14 protein-coding genes and 1 riboswitch are annotated in these 18368 nt (G+C 48.6%); of the genes, 4 read left to right on the top strand and 10 right to left on the bottom strand.

The genetic code is table 11. From position 1 onward, the window contains the following. Window positions 1-36: 36 nt before the first annotated feature. Together BUA17_RS11565 and BUA17_RS30850 are read left to right on the top strand one after the other, a co-directional pair. Window positions 37-585 carry a helix-turn-helix domain-containing protein gene (locus BUA17_RS11565; protein WP_072733688.1) on the top strand — a complete coding sequence of 183 codons (549 nt, stop codon included), beginning with the start codon at window positions 37-39 and terminating at the stop codon, window positions 583-585. A gap of 15 nt (window positions 586-600) precedes the next feature. After that, on the top strand, window positions 601-786 hold the full coding sequence (locus BUA17_RS30850; protein ID WP_139295652.1) for a hypothetical protein: 186 nt from the start codon (window positions 601-603) through the stop codon (window positions 784-786). A 19-nt stretch (window positions 787-805) separates the two neighbouring features. Here BUA17_RS30850 and BUA17_RS11560 read toward each other — a convergent pair whose 3' ends face one another. The 5 genes from BUA17_RS11560 to BUA17_RS11540 all read right to left on the bottom strand — a co-directional run bounded on the left by BUA17_RS11560 (window position 806) and on the right by BUA17_RS11540 (window position 5236). Then, entirely contained in the window at window positions 806-1525 is a 720-nt protein-coding gene (locus BUA17_RS11560; protein WP_064641804.1) for a 3-ketoacyl-ACP reductase, read from the bottom strand. A gap of 74 nt (window positions 1526-1599) precedes the next feature. Next, window positions 1600-2502 (bottom strand): DUF4097 family beta strand repeat-containing protein, encoded by a 903-nt coding sequence (locus BUA17_RS11555; RefSeq protein ID WP_072733687.1) that lies wholly within the window; start codon window positions 2500-2502, stop codon window positions 1600-1602. A 2-nt stretch (window positions 2503-2504) separates the two neighbouring features. After that, window positions 2505-3095: an HAAS signaling domain-containing protein gene (locus BUA17_RS11550; RefSeq protein WP_064641806.1), complete on the bottom strand. Its 591-nt coding sequence runs from the start codon at window positions 3093-3095 to the stop codon at window positions 2505-2507. After that, window positions 3088-3417 carry a PadR family transcriptional regulator gene (locus BUA17_RS11545; protein ID WP_063567210.1) on the bottom strand — a complete coding sequence of 110 codons (330 nt, stop codon included), beginning with the start codon at window positions 3415-3417 and terminating at the stop codon, window positions 3088-3090. Before BUA17_RS11545 ends, BUA17_RS11550 begins: the two co-directional genes overlap by 8 nt. Window positions 3418-3691: 274 nt before the next feature. Beyond that, window positions 3692-5236, bottom strand: coding sequence for an FAD-dependent oxidoreductase (locus BUA17_RS11540; RefSeq protein WP_072733686.1), 1545 nt, complete (start codon window positions 5234-5236; stop codon window positions 3692-3694). A gap of 380 nt (window positions 5237-5616) precedes the next feature. Here BUA17_RS11540 and BUA17_RS11535 point away from each other — a divergent pair, with 380 nt between their 5' ends. After that, the gene (locus BUA17_RS11535; protein WP_063567212.1) at window positions 5617-8436 is read left to right on the top strand and encodes a glycoside hydrolase family 3 C-terminal domain-containing protein; all 2820 of its coding nucleotides are present in this window, start codon (window positions 5617-5619) and stop codon (window positions 8434-8436) included. A 132-nt stretch (window positions 8437-8568) separates the two neighbouring features. On the opposite strand, the gene BUA17_RS11530 is transcribed toward BUA17_RS11535, so the two are convergent. From BUA17_RS11530 to BUA17_RS11515, 4 genes are all read right to left on the bottom strand, one after another. Next, window positions 8569-9408: a methyl-accepting chemotaxis protein gene (locus BUA17_RS11530; protein ID WP_063567213.1), complete on the bottom strand. Its 840-nt coding sequence runs from the start codon at window positions 9406-9408 to the stop codon at window positions 8569-8571. A 363-nt stretch (window positions 9409-9771) separates the two neighbouring features. Further along, window positions 9772-12120 (bottom strand): 5-methyltetrahydropteroyltriglutamate--homocysteine S-methyltransferase, encoded by a 2349-nt coding sequence (gene metE, locus BUA17_RS11525; protein WP_072733685.1) that lies wholly within the window; start codon window positions 12118-12120, stop codon window positions 9772-9774. 219 nt (window positions 12121-12339) lie between these two features. Beyond that, window positions 12340-12538, bottom strand: a riboswitch (cobalamin riboswitch). Between the two features lie 256 nt (window positions 12539-12794). Beyond that, window positions 12795-13304, bottom strand: coding sequence for an anaerobic ribonucleoside-triphosphate reductase activating protein (gene nrdG, locus BUA17_RS11520; RefSeq protein WP_072733684.1), 510 nt, complete (start codon window positions 13302-13304; stop codon window positions 12795-12797). Further along, window positions 13301-15262: an anaerobic ribonucleoside triphosphate reductase gene (locus tag BUA17_RS11515; RefSeq protein WP_072733683.1), complete on the bottom strand. Its 1962-nt coding sequence runs from the start codon at window positions 15260-15262 to the stop codon at window positions 13301-13303. The genes nrdG and BUA17_RS11515 overlap by 4 nt, the downstream gene beginning before the upstream one ends. 374 nt (window positions 15263-15636) lie before the next feature. On the opposite strand from BUA17_RS11515, the gene BUA17_RS11510 reads away from it, so the two are divergent. Then, the gene (locus BUA17_RS11510; RefSeq protein ID WP_063567217.1) at window positions 15637-17274 is read left to right on the top strand and encodes a hybrid sensor histidine kinase/response regulator; all 1638 of its coding nucleotides are present in this window, start codon (window positions 15637-15639) and stop codon (window positions 17272-17274) included. 47 nt (window positions 17275-17321) lie between these two features. Here the strand turns inward: BUA17_RS11510 and BUA17_RS11505 are convergent, their stop codons facing one another. Next, on the bottom strand, window positions 17322-18335 hold the full coding sequence (locus BUA17_RS11505; protein ID WP_063567218.1) for a LacI family DNA-binding transcriptional regulator: 1014 nt from the start codon (window positions 18333-18335) through the stop codon (window positions 17322-17324). Window positions 18336-18368: the final 33 nt, after the last annotated feature.

Here is an 18368-nt window from a genome sequence, read left to right as displayed (position 1 = left end):
TATCGGATATACAGATCAAAGGGGGAGGATTGCAACATGGATATTGGTCTAGCCATTCGTACGATCCGCAAACAAAAACAGATCACCATCATGCAAATGTGCGAGGGTACGGGGCTGTCCAAGGGGTTTATCAGCAACGTGGAAAATAATAAAACATCACCGTCCATCGCGACGCTTGAAAGTATCGCGGATTATCTGGAAGTGCCACTGCCATACTTGCTGCTGTCACCGGAGCAGCGGATGAACGTGGTGCGCAAGGATGAGCGCAAAGAGACGACTGCCGGAAGTGGGCAGATCAAAGTACAGCATCTAACGTCAAAGGGTGCCATGCGCATGTCCATTGTAGAGCTGCCAGCAGGTGCATCGACTGGGGTTAATAAGCACGCCGGAGAAGAGAGTCATCTGGTTCTGCAAGGCCGAATTCGCGCAGAGCAGTGTGAGGACGTAGAGATTCTGGAAGCGGGGGATTCATTCAGCTGGAATGCCATCGTTCCCCACGAAGTAACCAATATTGGGGAGGAACCCGCGGTAGTACTGATCGCCGTGTCCAAGGAACTGGATTTGGACCATTTGTGGAACGCATAAGCAGAGAATCGCGGAATGGAGAATGAGAGAAGTAACGCTGCATTAATCATAAGGGTAGAGATTCAGCGTGATGAATCGTATTCGGACACGATGGCGGCTGCTGAATATGTAAAAGGCCGCCCAGAGGTTTCTCGGGCGGCCGGATGGCGACGTAGTGCATCATTAGAAATGGTTGCTTCCATCATTCATTGTTCTTTATAAATGGTCTGACTACTCCTGCTTACTGTGGATTAGTTGTCCAGATGCCTGCGGCTTTAACAAATACACGGTCCGACAGTTTGAGCGTCGCCAAAGCCAGTTCAGCTACGTCTTCCGCTTGCATCATGCGGTCTTCGTCTCCAATTTTGAGTCCGGCATTGGTTGCCAGCTCCGTGTTCACTGTACTTGGTGTTAACGCAGTAACCCGGATATTGGATTTGCGCACTTCCTGCATCAGGGATTCGGTCATGCCGAGCAGTGCGAATTTGGAAGCACAGTAAGCTGAGCCTGTAGCAAATCCACGCTCGCCTGCGGTGGAGGCGATGTTGATAATGCTACCGCTGCTTTCCTTAATCATGCTTGGCAGTACGGCACGAGTTACATAGTATGTACCCATGACATTAACATGCAGGATACGTTCCCACTCTTCCGGGTCCATATCCAGCAGTGTGCCGAAGCTTGCAATGCCTGCATTGTTGATCAGAATGTCGACTGCGCCAAGCTCCATCTCAATCGCAGCTACGGCTGCTTCAGCCTGAGTGCGATCGGAAATATCCGCAATAGCACTGGTTACTTTTACACCATATTCCTGGCTCAGCGATTGCTGGAGAGCCTCAAGATCGGAGGCCGTCCGAGCGATCAGTCCGAGATGCACACCTTCCTTGGCAAGTGCTTCAGCAATGGCACGGCCAATACCTTTACCAGCGCCAGTGATGACAGCCGTTTTATTTTTAAGTTCCATGTGGGTAACTCCTCCTTAGAATTGGACTAGCATTTAATTATACTATATTACCCACAGTTCGAATATTTGCTTCATCATAATTGTTTGATTTTGATACTGCCTGAGGTAGTGCGAGCTTTGATGACCTCACGGCTTACCATGGGGGAATCAGGTATATTTACATCACCGGAAGTGGCCTGTGCATCGTAAATACCGTCAAAATCAGGCGCCGCCTGTATGGAAATATCTCCTGACTGTCCCGATACATCAATTGGACCGGAAACTTCTTGCTCAATTTTCACACTACCGGAAGTGAAGTTAACATTTGCTGCACCGTTCAATTGCGTAATTTTGGTATCTCCCGACTGTACACTTCGGGTCACATCGCCATCAATGCCATTCAGCGTGAAACTTCCGGAAGTTTGTTTGACTTCCATATCTCCTGCAATTGCTGCAGCTTTAATGTCTCCTGAAGTTAGATCGAGTTGAATGATTGGTACGGTAATGTCCTGAAGGTGAATGCTTCCAGACGTAGTGTTAAGGTCCAAGGTATTGGCATGCAGACCCTTCAGATCCAGGTCACTGGAAGAAGAGACGATGTTAACTTCATCCAGCTGATGTCCTTCAGGTAACGCTACTGTGATCGTTTGCTGCTGATTATTCCAATAAAGGGTGAAAAATTGCAAACGCAAACGCTCTTCCTGGTTTAACGTAAAGGTTCCATCCGTGATCGAAGCCTGTTTAAAAGCTTCAATGGTGGCCGGGTCCCACTTTCCGTCGACTTCAATATAGCCATTGGAATCCGGACTGACAACGAATTCAATATCTGCGCTTAAGTTGGCATTCATCATGATATTGTGCAGCTCATCATTTTTGAATTCCCAACGTTTGGAGTAGGGTTCTCTCTCGTCTCCGAACTGAACTCCGTATATGGAGGTTCCGAGCAAACCGATGCCGATACATAGTATCGCTAAAGCGATCCATTTTTTGGTGCTCATGATTAGACATCTCCCTTCATCGTCTTTTGATTCCATCTTATATACTGAAGAGTGATCAACTTAAAGGCTGTAAACACCCTTTTTGTCGCAATGGCGAATAGAATGCCTATACCGAATACTCCAATCGAAACGAATAATTCAGAATACTCGAAATGGCCGAGATATAAGAAATCCACAGCAGCAGCAACCGGGGCTACGACCAGCAGCGACAAACTGGCAATCGTGAGCCATACCGACCACAGAGTCAGTCCTAGTGGAATCGCCAGTATAATGTTCAGGAAAAAAAGTCCGATTGCCGTGAAGAAGTTGCGTGCAGCTCGATTTCCCTTCTTTTGCTGTGAACGCATTTCTTCGAATGTCCGTGCGTAGAACGGATCAGATCCTGGCGTTTGTGCATCATACCGGTCACCGAGCGCTTCTTTGGCAATCTCGATCGGATGCCCCAGTTCCCGTGCAATCTCTTCTTCCGGTCTTCCTTCTCTTAATCCCATCTCAAAATGCTGTTCATAATCAGCGAGCAATTCTGCCCGTTCCAGCGGGTCCATCGGTCTTAAATGAATCTCCATTGCCTGCATGAATTGTTGTCTATTCATTGGGGGTACCTTCCTCTATAAGATTTGCGACATTGCGCACAAAACCATTCCATTCATTCGTCAGAGTCTTCATATAGTCACGGCCGGTATCAGACAGTTTGTAATACTTACGTGGTGGTCCTTCACTGGATTCCTGCAGGTAAGTCGTACAATAGCCGTCATTGACCAATCTTCGCAAAAGGGGATACAGCGCACCTTCCGCCACTTCAATATGCTGGGATACAGCCTGAGCCAGTTCGTAGCCGTAACGATCCTGGCGGTTGATTAACACGAGGACGCATAGTTCCAGCACCCCTTTTTTGAATTGAATATTAACATTCACTTGGGTTCCTCCTTGTTGCTCTATCCAATCACTAGTGTGTATTGTTCAGTAGTCGTAAATTCATCATAGCATCCGGTACTGTTTAATGCAAGGTAGTGATTTTAAAATAGTTCCGTATCACGATTTCCCGCTAAGTTGGATTAACTTCGTTTTCTCGCTATTTTATCTATAGATCAGCATACGCAAAACCCGAATCGGTTACTTCCGTCTGAAGGCGGATTCCGATCCGGGTCTATGGGATGAAGATATACGCTGATGGGGGTATCAGCTTGGTTTATTCTTGTGCTTCCAGCATCTTAAGGTCTTTAACGGCAGGTCCTTCAATGACTTTGCCCGCGTAATCGTAACGTGATCCGTGGCATGGGCAATCCCATGAACGTTCCCCGGCATTCCATTCCACTTCACAACCCAAATGGGTGCAGGTGGTATCCACAAGAAAGAGTTTGCCAGTCGGGTCCTTGTAGGCGCCAGCACGTTTGCCGTCATGGCGAACAACAGCTCCTTCATCGTTGCCGAGTTCTCCCGTGTTCTTGTGAATAATGCCGACTTTGCCAGAGATCAGTTCCGCGGCTACATTGACATTCTCTACAAGGAAGTTTTTCACACCAGGGTCTACCTTGAATCTTGCAGGATCGAATACTGCTGCGTAAGAGTTATCTCGTCCAGTAATCCGGTCTGTAAGGATATGTCCAGCCATCGTTCCTGTGGTCATGCCCCATTTGGCAAAGCCGGTAGCTACATAGACACGTTCATGTCGTCCAGTAATTGGCCCAATGTAAGGGACCTTATCGATGGAGATCAGATCCTGAGCTGACCAGCGGAAAGGGATGTTGCGAATGCCAAATGTATCGGCTGCATAACGCTCCAAATTTTCATAATGACCGACAGTGCATATGCCCTGTCCGGTTTTGTGATTTTCCCCTCCAAAGAGGATGTGTTCCTTCCCTTTATGAATGACAGTACGCAGGGATCGATAGGGTTTATCGTCAGAGATATACATGCCACCTGTGAAAGGTTTCTGAGGTTCAACAACAACAGCATAGGAACGCTCGGCGTGCAGCCTTGAAAAATAAAATCCGGGGTCATAGACCGGGAAATGGGAGGCAACAACGACATGTTCGGCCGTTACGGATGGACCATTCTCATATGTCCGCACATGTAGCGAGGCATCTTCCTCCACATCGGTTACCGTTGTATGTTCGTAGATGCGGACACCTTGCTTGACTGCGGATTCCAGCAGGTAATGTAAATAACTAAGCGGGTCAAAGCGAGCTTGTCCCGGCATCTTAACACCTGCTCTGGCCGGAACAGGGATGGGAAGGGGATCAACCCATTGACCAGGAATATTCAGCTTGCCATAGGCAGTCAGCTCAATCTCCAGCTTCTTGAGATTCTCCTCGGATTGAATGTAGACATAGGCATCTTCCTCTGCCCACTGGCAATCAATCTGTTTCTCTTTTACCAGATCGCGCATCCACTTGGCGGCTGTTGCATTGCCTTCATAATACATGCGGGCCTGTTCTTCTCCAAAATGATGAAGCAATTCATCAAATATTACACCATGCTGTGCCGATACTTTGGCCGTTGTATGGCCTGTTGTGCCATCCAGTACTTTTCCAGCTTCAAGCACAACCACGCTCATCCCCGTCTGGGCCAGTAAATAAGCTGTTGTGATACCTGCAATTCCTGCACCAATAATGGCTACATCGGCTGTTGTATCTTCTGTCAGTTTCGGATATTCATTGAATGTGTTTGTCGCTCTCCACAGGGATTCCGGTATGGAAGGCAAACCTGTCGGGGGCTGTTGATGCTCACTCACTTGATTTTCCTCCTTCAATATTCTTCTTCATTAAGGACTATGCTTAGCTCAATAAGTACGTCATATCTATACTCCTATCCATGATTACCATACTGTGCCAGAATAAAACGATTGTCCGCATACTTTCCTGAGGAAAGTTCACATTTTCCTGTGAAGCCCCCCTGTTTTTTTTGCTAAACATGCTATATGATAGATTTACCGAAACCGTTTTAGTAAATGAAATGAAGAGTTAACGACGGCTCGTAAAGTGCTTGTTCTAAAAGGTTAAATCTTCGAATCGTGAGGTCGGATACGTCAAGAATACATCGTATTAATTTATCAATTATGTATCCGCTATCATTCTAAATAAATCAATGAATTCCCAAAGGAGATTCCATATTATGACCAACCAAACGAAATATCCGTTTCAGGATACAACGATCGAACTGGATACACGTGTAAAGGACCTCGTGTCCCGTCTGTCGGAAGATGAGAAAATCGAATCGATGCTGCAATACCAACCCGCAGTTGAACGACTGGGTATCGCAGCATATAAACACGGCACAGAAGCAGCCCATGGTCTGGCCTGGCTTGGCGAAGCGACTTCCTTCCCGCAGCCAGTAGGGCTGGCGTGTACCTGGGATGCGGACCTGATGAAAGAGATCGGCTCCGTGATCGGAGACGAGGCACGTGTATTTTATAAACGCAATCCAGCAGTAAACGGTCTGACTCTGTGGGCACCTACGGTTGATATGGAGCGTGATCCACGTTGGGGGCGGAACGAAGAAGCTTATGGTGAAGACCCGGAACTGACTGCTGAACTGACAACGGCGCTGGTTAAGGGAATCCAGGGCGACCATCCGAAGTATTACAAGGCGGTTGCTACGTTGAAGCATTTCCTTGCAAACAATAATGAAGTGGATCGTGGCAGTGGTTCATCAAGTATTGATCCGCGCAACATGCGTGAATATTATCTGAAAGCGTTCGAGAAACCGTTCAAAGAGGGCGGCGCACAATCAATGATGACCGCGTACAACTCTATTAATGGTACACCGGCATTGCTGCATCCGTTTGTAAACGAGATTGTGAAGGGCGAATGGGGCATGGATGGCTTCATCGTGAGTGATGCAGGGGATGTCATGGGGATCAAGAACGATCATAAATACTATGATTCTCACACACCAGGAACAGTGGAGTCCGTCAAAGCCGGAATTGACAGTATTACCGATGATGCGGATCTGTCGAAGCAGGCGCTGCGTGAAGGGCTGGAGCAAGGTACACTCACAATGGAAGACATCGATCTGGCGTTGTTCAATACGTTCCGTGTGCGTTTCCGTCTAGGTGAATTTGATCCGGCTGAGGGCAATCCATATGCTTCGATTGGTGAAGAAGCGATGATGACGGAGAAGGCGAAGGCCCTTTCACTGAGAGCAGCGAGAGAACAAGTTGTATTGCTTAAAAATGATCAAGGCACGCTTCCACTGGATAAAACAAAATCCGGCAAAGTGGCCGTGATTGGCCAACTGGGCGGAACAGTCTATCGTGACTGGTATGCAGGCACCATGCCATATAGCGTATCCCCGCTTGAAGCGATCAGTGGCAAAGTAGGCGGCGACAAGGTTGCATTCAAGGATGGCAATGACCGCATTACATTGACTTCAGTGGCAAGCGGTAAGGCTGTCGGATTGGCTGAGGATGAGAAATCATCCATCATTGCTTCAGGGAATGCTGAGACATTTAAAGTGAGTGACTGGGGCTTTGGCAGCTACACGTTGAAGGCAGACAGTAATGGGAAATACCTGACGACGGATGAAGAAACGGTTACGGCATCGGCGGATGAAGTATATGGCTGGTTTGTGAAGGAAGTATTCCATCTGTTGCCACAACAGGACGGAAGCGTGGGGCTGACGACTTGGAACGGTAAAACAGTAACGGCACCCAATAATGGAAACGATGCGTTTGCGGTATCCGAAGAGTTGAAATCTTTCGGTGCTACGGAAACGTTCAAAAAGGATATTGTGGTGAATGGGTTGGAGGAAGCGGTAGCGGCCGCGAAGGAAGCGGAGACAGCGATTGTATTTGTCGGCAACAATCCACTTGTGAATGGTAAAGAAGAGATCGACCGCCCAAGTCTGGACCTGGCTGAATCCCAGCAGCGTCTGGTTGAAGCCGTTTATGCAGCGAATCCAAATACCGTTGTAGTTATCGTGGGAAGTTACCCGTTCACGTCCAACTGGGTGCAGGAGAACATTCCGGCTGTATTGTATACATCCCATGCAGGACAAGAGTTGGGGAACGCTGTGGCTGACGTATTGTATGGCGATTATGCACCAGCAGGCCGCCTGAATATGACGTGGGTGCAATCGGCAGATCAGCTGACCGATATCAGAGACTACGATATCATTCAATCCGGACGTACGTATCAGTATTTTGAAGGTGATGTACTATATCCATTCGGACATGGATTAACGTATGCATCGTTTAAATACAGTAATTTGGAGCTGAACCCGGCCCAAGCTGGAGTCGAAGAGACCATTACTGTGCATGTGGATGTGACGAATACAGGAACGATCGCCAGTGATGAGGTTGTGCAGTTGTATGTGCGTGCCGGGCAGTCCCGTGTTAAACGTCCACTCAAAACGTTAAAAGGTTTCCGTCGTCTTCATATTGAAGCTGGGGCTACAGTGAAAGTCAGCTTCACACTGCCAGTTCAGGAACTGGCGATCTGGGATGTAACCCGTGATCGCTATGTGGTCGAAAGCGGTACCTACTCCATTATGGTGGGCAAATCTTCTGCTGATGTTCAGCTTGTTGCTGACCTGACGGTACAAGGGGAGACTATTCCTTCACGTAATTTGGGTGTGGCTACTCGCGCCGAAAATTACGATGCATACTTCGGTGTGGATCTGGATGAGAGCAAAGAAGGCGGAGCCTCTGTCCGTGTGATTGGTGAACAAGGCTGGATTGCCTTCAAGGATGCAGATCTGGGAAGCAATGCAGCAGCGCTTGAAGCTCGTGTATCATCAGAGCAGGCAGATGCGGTATTGGAAATTCGACTGGGCGCACCTGACGGTACACTGGCAGGACGCGTGGAGCTGGCACAGGGTAAGGCACAGCAGTGGTCCACGGTTAAGGCAGACCTGAAAGGTGTATCAGGTCAACAGGATGTATACCTCATGTTGTCCGCAGGAGTACGTGTCAGCCATTTCGAGATTCATTAAGTCGGATAGAATAACATTAGCAAGATGACCATGACCAAAATGGAATGATAGTAAATGAAAAATCCTCCGAAGAGATTCGGAGGATTTTGTTTGTGCATTTGGTTGAGTGGGTTAGGAGTTTCTTTTTCCTTTTTACTTTCCGTCAAATGTAATCAGTTTGTGCACAAATTGTTTCAATTGTTGGTTCGTTGCATTCAACTGCTCAATCGTGCTCATAAAATTGTTAACCAGTTCCGCTTGCTCCTGAGAACTCGCGGTAATCTCCCCAAGTTCATTCTCCATCCCCTGAATGGATTGGCGGACGGAGAGGAGGGACTCTTCAATACGCGTGGTCGCTTCCTTTGTATCTACGGACAGCTTGCGGATTTCCTTGGCGACGACGCCAAATCCTGCACCTGCTTCACCGACACGAGCAGCTTCGATGGCGGCATTCAGGCCGAGCAGATTCGTTTGTTCCGAGATTTCACGGATGAAGCTGGCGACCTGAGTCACGTTGCCTGATTTCTGTACAGCTTGTTTGGAGTTGTTGCGAATTTCTTCGGTGGTGGCGCTCAGCTCCTCCGAATGTGCAGCTACGTGCTGAACGCTGTCAATCAACTGGTTGGTCAGGTTTTCGGTAGCATTCATGAGCTGCTGCAGCTGATCCTGATCATCCATACTATAGAGCAGGTTGAATATAGCGATGACCTCGCCCTGTTCATTTTTGATCGGAAGGTAGGCGACATCAAACGGCACTCCAAATAACTCCTTCGGGTAATGATCAAATTGTTTGTCCGTACCGCCTTTCAGATCGGCAAAATCACGATTAGGCTCGAGCAGTGGATCACCTGCTTTGAACTCCAGTTGTTTTAACGACTCTCCTGCGGAAAAATACAGGAATTTCTCCCGGTCAATAATGGAAAGGGTTACATCTTGGCGAATCGTATCCCGAAAAAAGGGCATACATGCGATTAGTGATTGAATCATATCCATTGGAAAGGTCCATCTCCTCAATTTTCTGATCTGATAAACGATTGTTTTAAATTGTTATTTAATAACTGCCTATATCATATATCGTCATGCAATAAGGAATAAAATAGAGAGAAATGATAATATATGATCCTTTAGAAGAGTTAGCTGCAGTTTCAAATACCTTTAGCTTCTGCATGGTTGTTCCGGGTGTACCGGACGGTAACTGGCAGGACACGTTGAACTGGCGCAGGAGTACGTGTCAGCCATTTCGAGATTCGTTAAGTCGGATAAAAAGACATTGCCAGATAAACAAATAGAATGATAGTAAATGAAAAAAGCCTCCGAAGGAATTCGGAGGCTTTTATTTGCATTCACAAGCTTTGTTTAGATTGAGGAATCAGCGGTTACTCGTTCTCTTGCTGTACGAGCAGCGTCCACCATGATGCTCAATGCATCTACAACTTCAGCTTTACCACGTGTTTTCAGTCCGCAGTCAGGGTTTACCCAGAACAGATCTGCTGGCAGCACTTGAAGTGCACGCTCAATCATATTCAACATCTCGTCCTTGCCTGGAACACGCGGACTGTGGATATCGTATACACCGAGTCCGATGCCTTTGTCATACGTATTCTGCTCGAAGCTGCCTACCAGTTCCCCATGGCTACGGGATGTTTCGATCGAGATCACATCTGCATCTAGGTCGCTGATGGCTTCAATAATATCATCGAACTCGCAGTAGCACATATGGGTATGCACCTGCGTTGTTGGTTTTACGGTAGCAGTAGCTAAACGGAAGGATTCCACGGCCCATTGCAGGTACTCATCCCACTTGCTCCGTTTGAGCGGAAGTCCTTCACGCAGAGCTGGCTCATCGACCTGAATCATCTCAATGCCTGCTTGCTCCAGCGCTTCAACCTCGTCGCGAATGGCGCGAGCAATCTGGTAGGATACTTCACTGCGTGGAATATCCGAGCGGACAAAGGACCAGTTCAGGATCGTTACCGGACCTGTTAGCATGCCTTTCACCGGTTTGCTGGTCAGTGTCTGTGCATAGGCTGTTTCTTTCACCGTCATCGGTTCATTGAACAGTACATCTCCGTAGATTACAGGTGGCTTCACGCAGCGTGAGCCGTAGGACTGTACCCAGCCATTTTTGGTGAAGGCGAATCCGGTCAGCTTCTCACCGAAAAACTCGACCATATCGGTACGTTCGAACTCACCGTGTACCAGCACATCCAGACCAATTTCCTCCTGGATAGTAATCCATTCTTGGATCTGTTCACGTACATAGGCATCATATTGCTCCGCATTCCATTCCCCTTTACGGAAGAGTGCACGTGCTTTGCGCACGTCTGCCGTTTGCGGGAAGCTGCCAATGGTTGTTGTTGGCAGCAGCGGGAGCGACCATTTTTGCTGCTGCAATTCGCGTCGCTCCTGGAATGACGCGTTGCGAAGCAGCTGCTCATCAGCATGCACCCCTGCAGGCGCACCACTCAGGCGTGTCCGTGATTCGGACTCACTCAGCAGGCGCACCGCTTCGGTGCTTGCCTGGGCGCGGCGGCTGGCTTCAGCCAAAGCCGCTGCTTGGTCCGCCTGCTTTGCACCGCCGGACAACAACGTGCCGAGCGTCGCTATTTCCTCCAGCTTCTCGTCAGCAAAGGCCAGGGCATTGCGCAGTACCGGATCAAGCGCGCTCTCCTGAGCGGCAGTAACCGGTACATGCAACAGGCTGCAGGAAGGCTGAATGATCAGCTTGCCTTCGGCTGCGAATTCAGCCACCTGCTCCAGCAGCTTCGCCGTCTCTGCGAGATCGGCACGCCAGATGTTGCGCCCGTCGATGACACCGGCGCCCAACCATTTATCCTGCGGGAAGCCATGCTCCCGCAGGCTGGCGAAGTTGCCTTCATAGCCGTGGACCAGGTCCAGGCCGATTCCGGCAACAGGCAGAGCTGTCACGACCGGATAAGCTTCCACCGATTCGAAATACGTTTGAAGCAGCAGCTTCAACTCCGGTGCAGCTTGTGCCAAGGCAGCATACACCTGTTGCAGCAAAGCTTCATCTTCGGAAGAGACGGCCAGCGTCAGAGCAGGCTCGTCGATCTGTACCCACTGTACGCCTTCTGCTTGAAGCTCAGACAGAAGCTGGGCGTATACGGGAACGAGGCGAGTGACGATTGCTGCGAAGCGTTCCGCGTCATAGCCTTTGGCGAATCGTACATACGAGTACGGACCGACAACGACTGGTTTACCTTCCAGCCCAAGCTCCTGCTTCGCTTCGCGATAGGCGGCAAGGGGTTTATTTTCAAGCAATGCAAATGCAGTATCATTATGAATCTCAGGTACGATGTAGTGATAGTTCGTGTTCAGCCACTTGGTCATCTCACAGGCTGTTGCCTGATCATTACCCCGGGCCATGGCGTAGTAGGTAGATACGGATACGGGTCCGCCTGAATGGTTAAAGCGCTCAGGAACGACGCCAAACATCGCCGATACGTCAAGAATATGATCATAGTAGGAGAAGTCGCCTACAGGAATCAGATCGAGCTGCTGTGCCTGCTGTTTCTTCAGATCCTGCAACCGAAGCGTGGTTAGCTCCTGATGAAGCGTAGATTCATCGATTCGGCCAGCCCAGAAGGACTCCAGTGCTTTTTTCCATTCGCGTCCCGCACCGATGCGGGGGTAACCGAGGTTGCCTGTCAGTACTTGTGGCTGTTGTTGCTGTGATTGCGACATGTAAAATTCCTCCTCATTTATAATAGGTAAACTCATCAAGTTGAAGCTATTGTAGTGTGTTTCTTTTGAAAGCATCAAAAAAAGGCATTCCTTCCGATTCCATACCCCGAGAAACAGGCATCATGAATGACGACTGTGCACAAAGATAGAATGGGAAAGAACACCTGCTATAAGTAGTTGTAGCGGTTGCTCTAACACCTTCCTATCTTCCGTAGGTCATGCGATGCTGTCGAAACAGGCAGGTCTCCTGGCTTGCGGATCATGGTCATATGCATTCCTTCCCGGTGGTTACACCAGTGGATTATATGCACAGACTCCCCGTATACAGTGGCGGGACCGCGACGGATTTACACCGTGCTTCCCTTTTAAGCCTGACCACGCATGTAGCACGGTAGGCACCTGTTTCCGTGTGCAGAAATGTGCGTACACATCTCTGGCTATGAAATTGGCGACCAAGCATAGATGATAGATTGTATCATGATGCAATCGTCGTATACTTGCTCTTATGCTACCAATCATAGACGATAACCTAAGGGCTTGCAACATATATCATTAATCCGATCGGAAATGAAATATTGCTCTATGAATCCTAGATATATTGGCAGATTTGACTCCTTAAAATGAACCATATCATCGCCCACGCTGTGCTTGATCCCCCTCAAATAAAAAAATCGTTACCATGCATCTAACTGCATGGTAACGATTGTCTGGCCTGCCATTGTTGCACCCACATTAACGATGCGCTGATTACGACTGCCACGAAAAGGAAGAGACACATCACGTTCAGCTGCGATATAAGGCCCATCGATAATGACGTCGCATAGCTGGGATAACTCCGCCCGTGACGGGTCTGTAATTAGTTCCTCATATACAAACCCCGTGTATGCCCATACAGTCAGATCAGGTCGTGCAGCCCGAAGCTGCCGAACCCAGGAGGCGCATTCTGCGGCAGAGAAAAAAGGATCACCTCCGCATAACGTTACCCCTTCCAGCAAGGGATGAGAGGTTACCTCATGCAAAATCTGCTGCTGCCGCTCCTCCGTAAATGGTTCGCCTGCACGGAAGCTCCATGAGCCGGGGCTGAAGCAGCCCGGACAGGCATGGCGGCATCCGCTGATGAACAACACGGCACGCAGGCCAGGCCCCTCATTCACCGATTCCGGGATGTAACCGTACAGATTCACCGATGCTTCACCCGGTCTCTCACTTCGGCCTGCTTCGCCCCATTGAAGCGCACTTTATAGTCACCGGTCAGATATCCCGTCACTCGGCGCAGACGCTGGAAATGCACGTGGTTTTCATGAGCCTCACATCCGGGACATACATCTCCAATAACGCCCTCATAGCCACAGGACGGACAGCGGTCAATCGGATGATTAATGGAGAAATACCCGATGTCCTGGGCCAGCGCGTATTGAACGATTCGTTGGAAAGCGGCTGTATTGGCCCTTACGTTCCCGTCGAGTTCGACATAAGAGATCGCTCCGGCATTACATAGTGAGTGGAAGGGAGCTTCCAATTCAATCTTGCGATAGGCAGGAAGGGAATGATAGACCGGAATGTGAAATGAATTGGTGTAGTATTCCCGGTCGTTGACCCCCGCGATGCTGCCGTATCGCTCACGATCAATCTTGGTGAATTTGCCGGACAGTCCCTCGGCGGGCGTAGCGAACAAGGTGATATTCAGGTTATGCTGCTCACTCATCCGGTCACAGAATTCTCTCATCGTACGAATGATATTCAAGGCTTCTCGATGTACATGGAGGTCTTGTCCATGGTGACGGCCATATAGAGCGGTCATACATTCAGCAAGTCCGATAAAACCAAGGGATAACGTACCATGTTTCAACAGATCGGCGACCGGTTCATTCGGAGCCAATTGTTCACCGCCTTCCCATACTCCTTCCCGCATCATGAAGTCCGATGCTTTGGCAGGCTGGTTCATCTGAATTCGATACCGGTGCAGCAGTCCATCCGTAGAATTGTGCATGACCGATTCCAGCGCCGTATAGAAGCCAGCCCGGTCAGCGATGGCTCTTGCTCCCTGGCAGATCCCATATCGAATGCCGAGCTTGACCAGATTGATGGTGTTAAAGGACAGATTGCCTTTGCCGCTCTGACGATTGCGTCCGAAGCGATCAGCCAGTGTGCGTGTCCGGCATCCCATCGTCGCAATGATCGTATCGGGATCTTCCGGTTGATAATAGAGAAGGTTGAAGGAAGCATCCACATTGACAAAGTTCGGATACATGCGCCGTGAGGAGCAGGTCACAGCAAGCCGGAACAAGTCGTAATTCGGATCTCCCTCAGATTGATTAATTCCTTGCTTGCACTGGAAAATATGTTGTGGGAACACGGGCGTTTCTCCGTTACCCAGGCCCCGAATGGTCGCTTCCAGCAACGACCGGGACACGAGCCGACCTTCGGCTGAAGTGCACAGCCCGTAGTTCAGCGAAGTGAACGGAATCTGTCCCCCAGCACGACTGCTCATGGTGTTCAAATTATGGATCAGAGATTCGGCAGCCTGTTCGGTCTCCAGTTCCGTTTCTTCACAGGCAAAGGCAAAGGCTCGAGGACACTTCTCCTTTGCTTCATCGCTATCCAGATGCAGTTGCTCATCCTCAATTGGGGCAATCTCCCCAAACAGCCGTTGCCCCTTCCGATAATGCTTACGGAACGAACGCTTCACATAAGGTGCGAGATCCCAGTCGATTTTATTGGCGGATACACCGCCGTACTGGCTGTTTTGCTGGGATTGAAAAATAATGGCCACCAGTGCCATGGCAGACATGATTGTCTGTGGTGTACGAACCGAACCGTTGCCGGTATTGAATCCGGAGGCCAGCAGTCGGTCAAACGGAATAAAGATACAGTTGGTCGTCCCAAGGGCATACTGATCCAGATCGTGTACATACAGATCGCCGTTCTCCACAGCTAGAGCGAGCTCCTTAGGCAACACATGACGCAGAGCATGCCACTTGGCGGTCTCCGAACCGAGCCTGCTCATCTTGCCGCTGAACGAGTCTCCGTTCAGATTGGCATTCTCCCTCAGCGTATCGGCATCTTCAGCACCAATAATTCGTCTTCCCAGGTCAGATAGAAGATCAGATGCCGGTGGAGAGGCATACTCAAGCATGTTCATATCAGTTCCTCCTAAATAATGAAATTGAAATTGTATAGGGATAATGTCCATTCATTGAACACTACATGTAGATTTTCTTTATCCATTTATAAACTATATATTGTTATTTAGGTGTGATAATGATCACATGGGAGAGGCTGATCGACTGTCATGATTTATAGCCCTGAATGATAAATGTTTTCAAAGCTGGAGGGTAAGCGTATAATTTCTATTTACCGTGCAAGTTCAGTTGACGATGCTTGAAAAAAGGATAGAAAACTTCATATATGAATAGTTTGTGACAGCTGTTTTGGAACATTTGATCCCTCGTTAATCGATTGAATCATACTGTGGGATACGGATTTGAAGTGCAGCTAAAACAAGAGGGGTGAATCATGGGAACGTTAGGCATTACAAGGGGCTTCTATGAAAATATACAGGAAGCCGCATCCCATATTGTAGATGTATTAAGCGGTATATTAAAGGTGAACACCATTTTCGTTGCCACGAATGATGGCGTGACGAATGTTATTATGGAAGCTTTTAACCGCGAGGAAGAGTTGATCGCCAAAGGTAGTGAACTTCCATTTGAAGCGTCATATTGCAGCCTGGTCTTAAGAGATAAGGGCAGCAGTCTGATCATCACGGATACATGTGAACATCCCCTTACGAAATCAATGGACGTAACAAGCGGACTGGGCAATCGTTTCTTTGTGGGGATTCCCATTATGAGGAGATCCGGGGAAACGTTCGGCACGATCTGTCTGATGGATGACCCTGATTATGTGATCAGTGAAACGGATATGAAAACTCTGCAAGCCATGGCCGTTTTTCTCGGATATGTTGTGGATCTGGAAGATACGCTGCAAGTCCAGGAACAGAAGCTGAGTGATTCGGAGCAACTACAAGAGCAGTTGCAGGCAGAGAAGGAACGTGCGGAGTCTGAGGCAATGACCAAGACGCAGATGCTGTCGCTGATGAGCCACGAAATACGTAATCCGCTGAACGGCATTCTGGGATTAACGGATCTGATGCGTACACCAGATATGTCGGACGAGCAGGCAGAATATGTGAATATGATTGAAACCAGCGGTAACATTCTGCTCTCCCTGCTGAATAATATGATGAGTTTTAACGTCAATGACGCAGGCAAAACGGTTGTACACGATGATCCATTTGATCTGGTAGCCACGATTGAGAATACCGTTTATCTCTATGCGGGACTGGCGCTGAGCAAGAACATTGAGCTGGGATTGAACCTTGATCTGAATGTGTCCCAGGTTTTTGTCGGGGATGAGATCAAGATCGGGCAACTATTGGCCCATGTCATTCAGTATGCTCTAGATTCAACACGGACAGGTTCGGTATTGGTTACGGCAACCGTAGCTGGTGGAGATGCAGAGGAGGCAGGTACGCTTCAACTCCATGTGAAGTACACCGGACGTATGTTGTCTTCGGACAATAAGCTTAGATCATTTAACAATTTGGATGGAAATATAAGTACACAGAAGCTGGTAGGAACCAATCTCGGTTTGGCGGTCAGCCAGAATCTTGCCATCCTAATGAACGGCCGTATTCAGGTGCATGGCATGGGAGACAAGGAGACAGAATTCGAGATCTGCCTGCCGCTCCGCAGACATTGGGAACTGCCTCAGCTTGCCAATATTCAGCATCGACTGAAGGGCAAAAAGGTGCTGCTTGCCAAGGACCCTGACATTCTGCAAGGGGCCTCTTCCCTGATGCGCAGATGGGAGATGGATGTGCATATGACCTCAGTTACCACCGAAGCGTACGACTGGATTCAGGAGGGCTTTAAGCCTGATGTGGCCGTTGTGGATATGGGACTGTTGGAGGGTGGTGCTGTGGATTTTGTACACAAGCTGAAGCGCTTGGTTACAGATTCACCGGTCATTGTTCTGATCCCGTATGGCATGCATATCGATCCACATGAAGCGGAAGTCTTCGATGCGGTCCTGACCAAGCCGGTGAAGCAGGCTGATTTGTTGAATGCGTTAAGCATCATTGTGCATTAAGAATATGTGAACATATATTAAACTGGCGCACCTGTTACGGGTGCGCTTTATGTTGTTATTTTGAAGGAAGAGGAAGCTCGAACAAGCAGCTCCGAGTCGACTTTAAATACACGTTTGTCCTGAAAATCATTTGTATTCATCGTGTCAATCATCTTCTCCATAAGAATGGCCCCCATCGTATACTTGGGCTGGTTCACCGAACTTAGCGTAGGATGAATGTATTTGCTGATTCGATTGTTGTCCACACCTACGATAGCCAATTGCTCAGGGATGCGTATCCCGTATTCCATACATGCTTTGTATACACCTAGCGCCATTTCATCATTAGCCGCATATACAGCGGAGAAGGACAGGCCTTTGTTAAACAGTCTTTTGATGGCCTCGTACCCACCTTCCTCATTGAAGTTCCCATTCTCGATCAGTTCGGGACGGAACGGAATCTGATGATTGCGCAGGGCCTTCAAGTAACCTTCTAGCCGTTCATAGCTGTCAATTGCTTCAGGATAACCGTTTAAGAAAACGATATTTCGATGTCCGGCCTCAACGAGATGCTGAACAACTTCCTGGGAGAATTTCACGTTGTCTGTATATATACACGGGATCTGATCATGTTCGATATATTTGCCAACGATGCCAATGCGATACCCCTTATCCGCAAGCTGGAATAATTCCTCATCCGCCAGCATGGGCGTGATAATGATGACACCGTCAATGGTTCGATCCAGCAGCAAATTAAGATAATCGACTTCTCTCTCTTTCAGGTTATGAGCATCACATATAATGACCTTGTAATGGCGGGCATAGGCGATGTTCTCAATGCCTTTAATAATTTCGGCATAATAGGAGTTGTTAATATCGGGAACGATTACGCCAATTGTCATGGTTCTCTGTGAACGAAGATTCTTGGCTGCTGCGTTGGGGTGATATCCCAATTGCTCGATGGCGCGCATCACCTTATCTTTGGTCTTGGTGCTTACTTTGCTGTGCTGATTAATGACCCGCGATACGGTTGCCGGGGACACACCTGCAATGGCAGCTACATCAATGATTTTGACATCCATATTCTTCACAACTCCAAATAAGTGATTGACAAT

Origin of the sequence: Paenibacillus sp. ov031 (genome assembly GCF_900143165.1) — a bacterium.
Classification (GTDB): domain Bacteria; phylum Bacillota; class Bacilli; order Paenibacillales; family Paenibacillaceae; genus Paenibacillus; species Paenibacillus marchantiae.
Note: the sequence above shows the minus strand (reverse complement) of the source record. Positions and strands in the feature narration are given on the sequence as shown.

Coding starts and splice junctions, on each gene's coding strand:
- BUA17_RS11550 (WP_064641806.1), bottom strand. CDS start 3,095: ATGAATAGACAACAATTCATGCAGGCAATGGAGATTCATTTAAGACCG.
- BUA17_RS11565 (WP_072733688.1), top strand. CDS start 37: ATGGATATTGGTCTAGCCATTCGTACGATCCGCAAACAAAAACAGATC.
- BUA17_RS11530 (WP_063567213.1), bottom strand. CDS start 9,408: ATGGATATGATTCAATCACTAATCGCATGTATGCCCTTTTTTCGGGAT.
- metE (WP_072733685.1), bottom strand. CDS start 12,120: ATGTCGCAATCACAGCAACAACAGCCACAAGTACTGACAGGCAACCTC.
- BUA17_RS11510 (WP_063567217.1), top strand. CDS start 15,637: ATGGGAACGTTAGGCATTACAAGGGGCTTCTATGAAAATATACAGGAA.
- BUA17_RS11505 (WP_063567218.1), bottom strand. CDS start 18,335: ATGGATGTCAAAATCATTGATGTAGCTGCCATTGCAGGTGTGTCCCCG.
- BUA17_RS11515 (WP_072733683.1), bottom strand. CDS start 15,262: ATGAACATGCTTGAGTATGCCTCTCCACCGGCATCTGATCTTCTATCT.
- BUA17_RS11535 (WP_063567212.1), top strand. CDS start 5,617: ATGACCAACCAAACGAAATATCCGTTTCAGGATACAACGATCGAACTG.
- BUA17_RS11560 (WP_064641804.1), bottom strand. CDS start 1,525: ATGGAACTTAAAAATAAAACGGCTGTCATCACTGGCGCTGGTAAAGGT.
- BUA17_RS30850 (WP_139295652.1), top strand. CDS start 601: ATGGAGAATGAGAGAAGTAACGCTGCATTAATCATAAGGGTAGAGATT.
- BUA17_RS11555 (WP_072733687.1), bottom strand. CDS start 2,502: ATGAGCACCAAAAAATGGATCGCTTTAGCGATACTATGTATCGGCATC.